The sequence below is a fragment of the Gammaproteobacteria bacterium genome (assembly GCA_037388465.1).
GTDB lineage: Bacteria > Pseudomonadota > Gammaproteobacteria > SpSt-1174 > SpSt-1174 > JARRKE01.
In genome coordinates this window covers 1-6,030 of record JARRKE010000102.1, presented here as the reverse complement: position 1 = coordinate 6,030, position 6,030 = coordinate 1, and the positions used below count along the sequence as shown (strand labels likewise).

At 64.9% G+C, this 6,030-nt stretch carries 7 protein-coding genes; all 7 read left to right on the top strand.

From position 1 onward, the window contains the following. A partial coding sequence (locus tag P8Y64_13185; protein ID MEJ2061419.1) for an NUDIX hydrolase occupies positions 1 to 365 on the top strand: 365 nt, incomplete at its 5' end. Positions 366 to 382: 17 nt separating this feature from the next. Then, positions 383 to 1,477, top strand: coding sequence for a tRNA 2-thiouridine(34) synthase MnmA (gene mnmA, locus P8Y64_13180; protein MEJ2061418.1), 1,095 nt, complete (start codon positions 383 to 385; stop codon positions 1,475 to 1,477). Between the two features lie 8 nt (positions 1,478 to 1,485). Beyond that, positions 1,486 to 2,121, top strand: a complete 636-nt coding sequence (gene hflD / locus P8Y64_13175) for a high frequency lysogenization protein HflD (GenBank protein ID MEJ2061417.1) — start codon at positions 1,486 to 1,488, stop codon at positions 2,119 to 2,121. A gap of 150 nt (positions 2,122 to 2,271) precedes the next feature. After that, positions 2,272 to 4,935 (top strand): aconitate hydratase AcnA, encoded by a 2,664-nt coding sequence (gene acnA / locus P8Y64_13170; GenBank protein MEJ2061416.1) that lies wholly within the window; start codon positions 2,272 to 2,274, stop codon positions 4,933 to 4,935. 280 nt (positions 4,936 to 5,215) lie between these two features. Then, positions 5,216 to 5,539, top strand: a complete 324-nt coding sequence (locus P8Y64_13165) for a hypothetical protein (GenBank protein MEJ2061415.1) — start codon at positions 5,216 to 5,218, stop codon at positions 5,537 to 5,539. Positions 5,540 to 5,610: 71 nt separating this feature from the next. After that, entirely contained in the window at positions 5,611 to 5,811 is a 201-nt protein-coding gene (locus P8Y64_13160; protein MEJ2061414.1) for a hypothetical protein, read from the top strand. After that, entirely contained in the window at positions 5,784 to 6,020 is a 237-nt protein-coding gene (locus P8Y64_13155; protein MEJ2061413.1) for a hypothetical protein, read from the top strand. The genes P8Y64_13160 and P8Y64_13155 overlap by 28 nt, the downstream gene beginning before the upstream one ends. The last annotated feature ends 10 nt before the right edge of the window (positions 6,021 to 6,030 follow it).

The following is a 6,030-nucleotide window of genomic DNA, read 5'->3' as shown; positions in this document are numbered from 1 at the left end:
CCGGCGCGGCGGTGTTCAACCAGCCCGCCGGGCATCTCGAACCGGACGAAAATCTCTCCGCCGCTGCGGTGCGCGAAGCGCTGGAGGAAACCGGCTGGCACGTGCAGCCGAAATACCTGGTCGGCGTTTACCTGTGGACGCACCCGGACAAGGGCGTCACCTACCTGCGTTTCAGTTTCGCCTGCGACGCGCTGGAGCAGGACGGCGCCCGTTCGCTGGACGACGAGATCATCGCGGCGGACTGGATGACGCGCGAGGAGATCGCCGCCTGTCCCCAGCGCAGTCCGCTGGTGCTGCGCTGCGTGGACGACTATCTGGCCGGTGACCGCATGCCGCTCAGCGGCCTGCATTTCGTGTCCGGCTGAACCGGGACGCGATCGTCATGGCCAGGCCCGCCCCGCGCGTCATCGTCGGCATGTCCGGCGGCGTGGATTCCTCCGTCGCCGCCCTGCTTTTGTTGCAGCAGGGATTTCGCGTCGAAGGCCTGTTCATGAAGAACTGGGAGGACGACGACGAGCCCGGTTACTGCGCCGCCGAGGAAGACCTTAAGGATGCGCAGGCAGTGTGCGAGACCCTGGAAATCGTCCTGCACAAGGTCAACTTCGCACGCGAATACTGGGACCGCGTGTTTTCCCATTTTCTGGAGGAATACCGCGCGGGCCGCACGCCGAACCCGGACATTCTCTGCAATCGAGAGATCAAGTTCCGCGCCTTTCTCGACTACGCGCGCAATCTGGGCGCAGACCACATCGCCACCGGCCATTACGCCCGCCTGCAGCACAGCGTCGGCGAGGTTCGCCTGCTCAAGGGTCTGGATGCGAACAAGGACCAGAGTTATTTCCTGTACGCCCTGAATCAGTCGCAGCTTACACACGCGCTGTTTCCAGTCGGCGAACTGCGCAAGCCGCGCGTGCGCGAACTGGCCGCCGAGGCCGGGTTGATCACGCACGACAAAAAGGACAGCACCGGCATCTGTTTCATCGGCGAGCGCCGCTTCCGCGATTTCCTGGCGCGCTACCTGCCCGCGCAGCCCGGCCCCATCGTCACGCCGGAAGACGAGGTCATCGGCGAGCATCATGGCCTGATGTACTACACCTATGGCCAGCGCCAGGGATTGGGCATCGGCGGTATCCACGGCGCGGACGAATCGCCCTGGTACGTGGCCGGCAAGGACCTGGAACGCAACCGCCTGCTGGTCGTGCAGGGCCACGAGCATCCGCTGCTCATGCACAAACGGCTGCGCGCCGGACAGCTCACCTGGATCGCCGATCATCCGCCGCACACGCCGTTGAGCTGCGCCGCCAAGGTGCGCTACCGCCAGGCCGATCAGCCCTGTGTGCTGTCCATCGACAAGGACGGCGTCGCCGACGTGGTCTTCGAGCATGCGCAGCGCGCCATCACGCCGGGCCAGTCGGTAGTGTTCTACGACGGCGAGAGTTGTCTGGGCGGTGGTATCATCCAAAGCTTTTACGACTGAAGAATTCGATGCGCCCAACCGCCCACAACCGTGCCCTCGCCCTCGCCGGCGTATTCCAGGTCGCCGAACTGGTACGCCAGATCGCCTGGGACGGCACGGTCGACAGCCACGATTTCGAAGTCACCGTAAAAAGCCTGTTCACCATCGACGCCCCGACTCCGGAGGCGATCTACGGTGGCGTCGAAAACCTGCGCACCGGGCTCAAGAAGCTGAGCCAGATGGCCTCCCCCGCGCGCGACAAGGCGACCATGGACGTGATGCGTTACGTCATCGGCGTGCTGCACCTCGAGCGGCGCCTCGCCAAGAACGGCGCCATGGGACAGCGCATCCACGAAGGCATCCAGCAGGCCGAGAACCAGCTGAGCTTTTTCGAGGCTACGCACGAGAACATGATCGCGCGTCTCGCCGATCTGTATCACGACACCATCAGCCAGCTGGGGCCGCGCATCATCGTGCAGGGCGACCAGCGCCATCTCTCCAATCCCGGCAACGCGGCCCGTATCCGCACCCTGCTGCTGGCCGGCATCCGCGCTGCCGTGCTGTGGCGCCAGGCGGGCGGCAACCGCTGGCGCATCCTGTTCGGGCGCAAGTCGCTGGTGCAGGAATCGCAGAAGATGCTGGCCCAGCTCGGCGAGCCTGCCTGACCTCGCTCAGCGATCATTTCGGCGCGGATCGGCACCAAAAACACCGTAAAACCGCTCGATCCGCCGCCAATACCTGACAGTTCCCCGCTGGATAAGGGATAATGGCGCATCCCGACTCACCAAGAAGCAAGAAAGCCGAGCGAATATCCTATGACCGACAGTTTCAAGACTCGCACCGCCCTGGACGTCAATGGCAAGTCCTACCAGATCAGCCGCCTGGCCGACCTGCCCGGCGTGGACCGCCTGCCCTATTCGATGAAGATCCTGCTGGAAAACCTGCTGCGCTTCGAAGACGGCAGCAGTGTCAGCAAGGACGACATCCAGGCCGTGCTGGACTGGGACCCCAAGGCCGAGCCGAGCCGCGAGATCGCCTACCGCCCCGCACGCGTGCTGCTGCAGGACTTCACCGGCGTGCCCGCCGTGGTCGATCTGGCCGCCATGCGCGACGCCATGGCCAAGCTGGGCGGTGACCCGCAGCGCATCAATCCGCTGCAGCCGGTGGAACTGGTCATCGACCATTCCGTGCAGGTGGACAAGTTCGGCAGCGCCGACGCCATGCAGCTCAACGCCGAGCTGGAATACAGCCGCAACCGCGAGCGCTACGCCTTCCTCAAGTGGGGGCAGAAGGGCTTTTCCAACTTCAAGGTCGTCCCGCCGGATACCGGCATCGTCCACCAGGTGAACCTCGAATACCTGGCGCGCGGCATCTTCTCGCAGGAGAAGGACGGTGTGCTGGAGGCCTATCCGGACACCCTGGTCGGTACCGACTCGCACACCACCATGGTCAACGGCCTGGGCGTGCTGGGCTGGGGGGTGGGCGGCATCGAGGCCGAGGCCGCCATGCTCGGCCAGCCGATCTCCATGCTCATCCCGCAGGTCGTCGGCTTCCGCCTGACGGGCGCCCTGCCCGAAGGCGCCACCGCCACCGACCTGGTGCTCACCGTCACCCAGACGCTGCGTGCCAGGGGCGTGGTGGGCAAGTTCGTGGAATTCTTCGGCGAGGGCCTGCAGCACCTGCCGCTGGCCGATCGCGCCACCATCGCCAACATGGCCCCGGAATACGGCGCCACCTGCGGCATCTTCCCGATCGACGACGAAACCCTGCGCTACATGCGTCTCACCGGGCGCAGCGAGGAACAGGTCGCGCTGGTCGAGGCCTATGCCAAGGCCCAGGGCATGTTCCGTACGGCCGAGTCGCCCGAGGCGCAGTACAGCGACGTGCTGGAGCTGGACATGGGCACGGTCGTGCCCTCGCTGGCCGGCCCGCGCCGTCCGCAGGATCGCGTACCGCTGACTGACGCCAAGGCCATGTTCGAGGAGGCCTTCGCCAAGATGAAGGCCGAGCAGAACCTCAAGAGCAAGGACAGCGCCACCGCCACCATAGACGGCCAGTCCGTCGAGCTGCGCAACGGCGCGGTGGTCATCGCGGCCATCACTTCCTGCACCAACACCTCCAATCCCTACGTCATGCTCGGCGCCGGCCTGGTGGCCCGCAAGGCGCATGAGCTGGGCCTCAAGGTAAAGCCCTGGGTGAAGACCTCACTGGCGCCCGGCTCCCGCGTGGTGAAGGAATATCTCGATCAGTCCGGCCTGACCGCCGACCTCGACAGCCTGGGCTTCAACATCGTCGGCTACGGCTGCACCACCTGTATCGGCAACTCCGGTCCACTGCCCGAGCCGGTGAGCGCCGCGATCAGGGAAGGCGACCTGACCGTGACCTCCGTGCTGTCCGGCAATCGCAACTTCGAAGGCCGCGTGCACCCCGAGGTACGCATGAACTACCTGGCCTCCCCGCCCCTGGTGGTGGCCTACGCCATCGCCGGCACCATGGACATCGACCTGTTCAACGAACCGCTGGGGCAGGACGCCAACGGCAAGGACGTGTTCCTGAAGGACATCTGGCCAACCCAGAAGGAAGTCCACGATGTCGTGCAGGCCAACGTCACCGCCGAGCAGTTCTCCAGCAGCTACGGCGAGGTGTTCAACGGCGAGGCGCGCTGGAACAACCTGGAATCGCCGGAGGGCGACCGCTTCGAGTGGCAGGCCGACTCCACCTACGTGCAGCACCCGCCCTATTTCGAGAGCATCGCCGAGGGCGTGGGCGAGGTTTCCGATATCCACGGCGCCCGCGTGCTGGCGCTGCTGGGCGACTCGGTGACCACCGACCACATTTCGCCCGCCGGTTCGATCAAGGCCGACAGCCCGGCCGGCCGTTACCTGCAGGAACACGGTGTGGCTCCGGCCGACTTCAATTCCTACGGTTCGCGCCGCGGCAACCACGAGGTGATGATGCGCGGCACCTTCGCCAACATACGCCTGCGCAACCAGCTGGCGCCCGGCACCGAGGGCGGCGTGACCCTGCACCTGCCGGACGGCGAGCAGATGTCCATCTACGACGCGGCCATGAAATACCGCGACGAGAACGTGCCGCTGGTGGTTCTCGCCGGCAAGGAATACGGTTCCGGTTCCTCGCGTGACTGGGCCGCCAAGGGCCCCCGCCTGCTGGGCGTGCGTGCGGTCATCGCCGACAGCTACGAACGTATTCACCGTTCCAACCTGGTCGGTATGGGCATACTGCCGCTGCAGTTCATGCCGGGCGAGAACGCCGAAACCCACGGCCTGACCGGCCGCGAGACCTTCGACATCGAGGGCCTGGGCGACGGCTCCGCCAAGCAGGTCACCGTCACCGCGCATACCGAGGACGGCGGCAAGAAAACCTTCAAGGCGCGGGTACGCATCGACACGCCGCAGGAGGTCGAGTACTACCGCAACGGCGGCATCCTGCAGTACGTACTGCGTCAGCTCGCCGCCTGACGATCCGGCTGCGGCGCGAAACCTCGCGCCGCAGCTCCCTCTTTTTTGCGTGTACGCGCCGGCCATGTCTTCGCGTAGACTTGCATCAATCCGCCGTTTTTTTGATATTCGGCAAATAAAACAACGGGTTTGTCATTGCTTCGTCATCCCGATTGGCCCGTCCGGCTGGCTATAATCATTTGTGACAAGGGGATTTGTTCCACTCATCGCCGTTGCTTCCGGAACAAACGCCAACTAAAAATGGCAAACCGGGTAACGGCACGACCACAAGGAGAATCCGATGGCAGACGATCCGATTCGTAAAGAGCTGGACGCACTCAAGTCAGATATCGCCCAGCTGCGCCAGGATATTGCGGGCCTGACCGGCGCGGTACGCGACGTGGCATCCGACAAGGTTCAGGACACTAAGGCCGAGACGCAGGAACGTCTGAAAGGCGCCTGGGAAGACCTTGAGCAAAAGCTCAACGAAGTTCTCGATCAGGGCAAGGCCACGGTGGGCACTGTCGAAAACCAGATCGGCCAGCATCCCGCCGGCAGCGTGCTCACCGCCTTCGGCGTCGGCTTTATCGTCGCCAAACTGCTGGATCTCGGAGGCCGACGCTGAACAGCCTGGCCGAACTCGTCATCGCCCTGACCGACCTGCTGGAGGCTGAAGGCAGGGCATTGAGGGAGTCCATGATGCGCACCGGATTGGGGTTCGTCTTCCTCGGTGCCGCTTCCCTTTTGGTGCTGCTGGGGCTGGCCCTGTGTCTGTGGGCGGCCTATTTGTGGCTGGCCGCCTCGCTGGGGCCGGCCGGCGCGGCGGCCCTGATCGGTGTGGTATCCCTGATTCTTGCCGGAGGGCTGACATGGATCGCGATGCGTCTCAGCCGCTGACCACGGAACAGGCCAAGGCCCGGCTGCGCGCCGCGGCAGAACAGGCCAGTCCGGTATCCTGGGTGAAGCGCTATCCGCTGGGCGCCCTCAGCATGGCGCTGGTCGGCGGTTTCGTCGCCGCCCGCTTTCGCCTGCCGACCGTCGGTGGGTTGTTCCTGGCGGAAAAGCTGATCTCCCCCCTTCTTCTCGGCGTGATCAAACGCAAATAATTCGCGTCGC

Bases quoted from the DNA above. Each gene is read 5' to 3' on its own strand.
- acnA (MEJ2061416.1), top strand. From the start codon at position 2,272: ATGACCGACAGTTTCAAGACTCGCACCGCCCTGGACGTCAATGGCAAG.
- P8Y64_13165 (MEJ2061415.1), top strand. From the start codon at position 5,216: ATGGCAGACGATCCGATTCGTAAAGAGCTGGACGCACTCAAGTCAGAT.
- mnmA (MEJ2061418.1), top strand. From the start codon at position 383: ATGGCCAGGCCCGCCCCGCGCGTCATCGTCGGCATGTCCGGCGGCGTG.
- hflD (MEJ2061417.1), top strand. From the start codon at position 1,486: ATGCGCCCAACCGCCCACAACCGTGCCCTCGCCCTCGCCGGCGTATTC.
- P8Y64_13160 (MEJ2061414.1), top strand. From the start codon at position 5,611: ATGATGCGCACCGGATTGGGGTTCGTCTTCCTCGGTGCCGCTTCCCTT.
- P8Y64_13155 (MEJ2061413.1), top strand. From the start codon at position 5,784: ATGGATCGCGATGCGTCTCAGCCGCTGACCACGGAACAGGCCAAGGCC.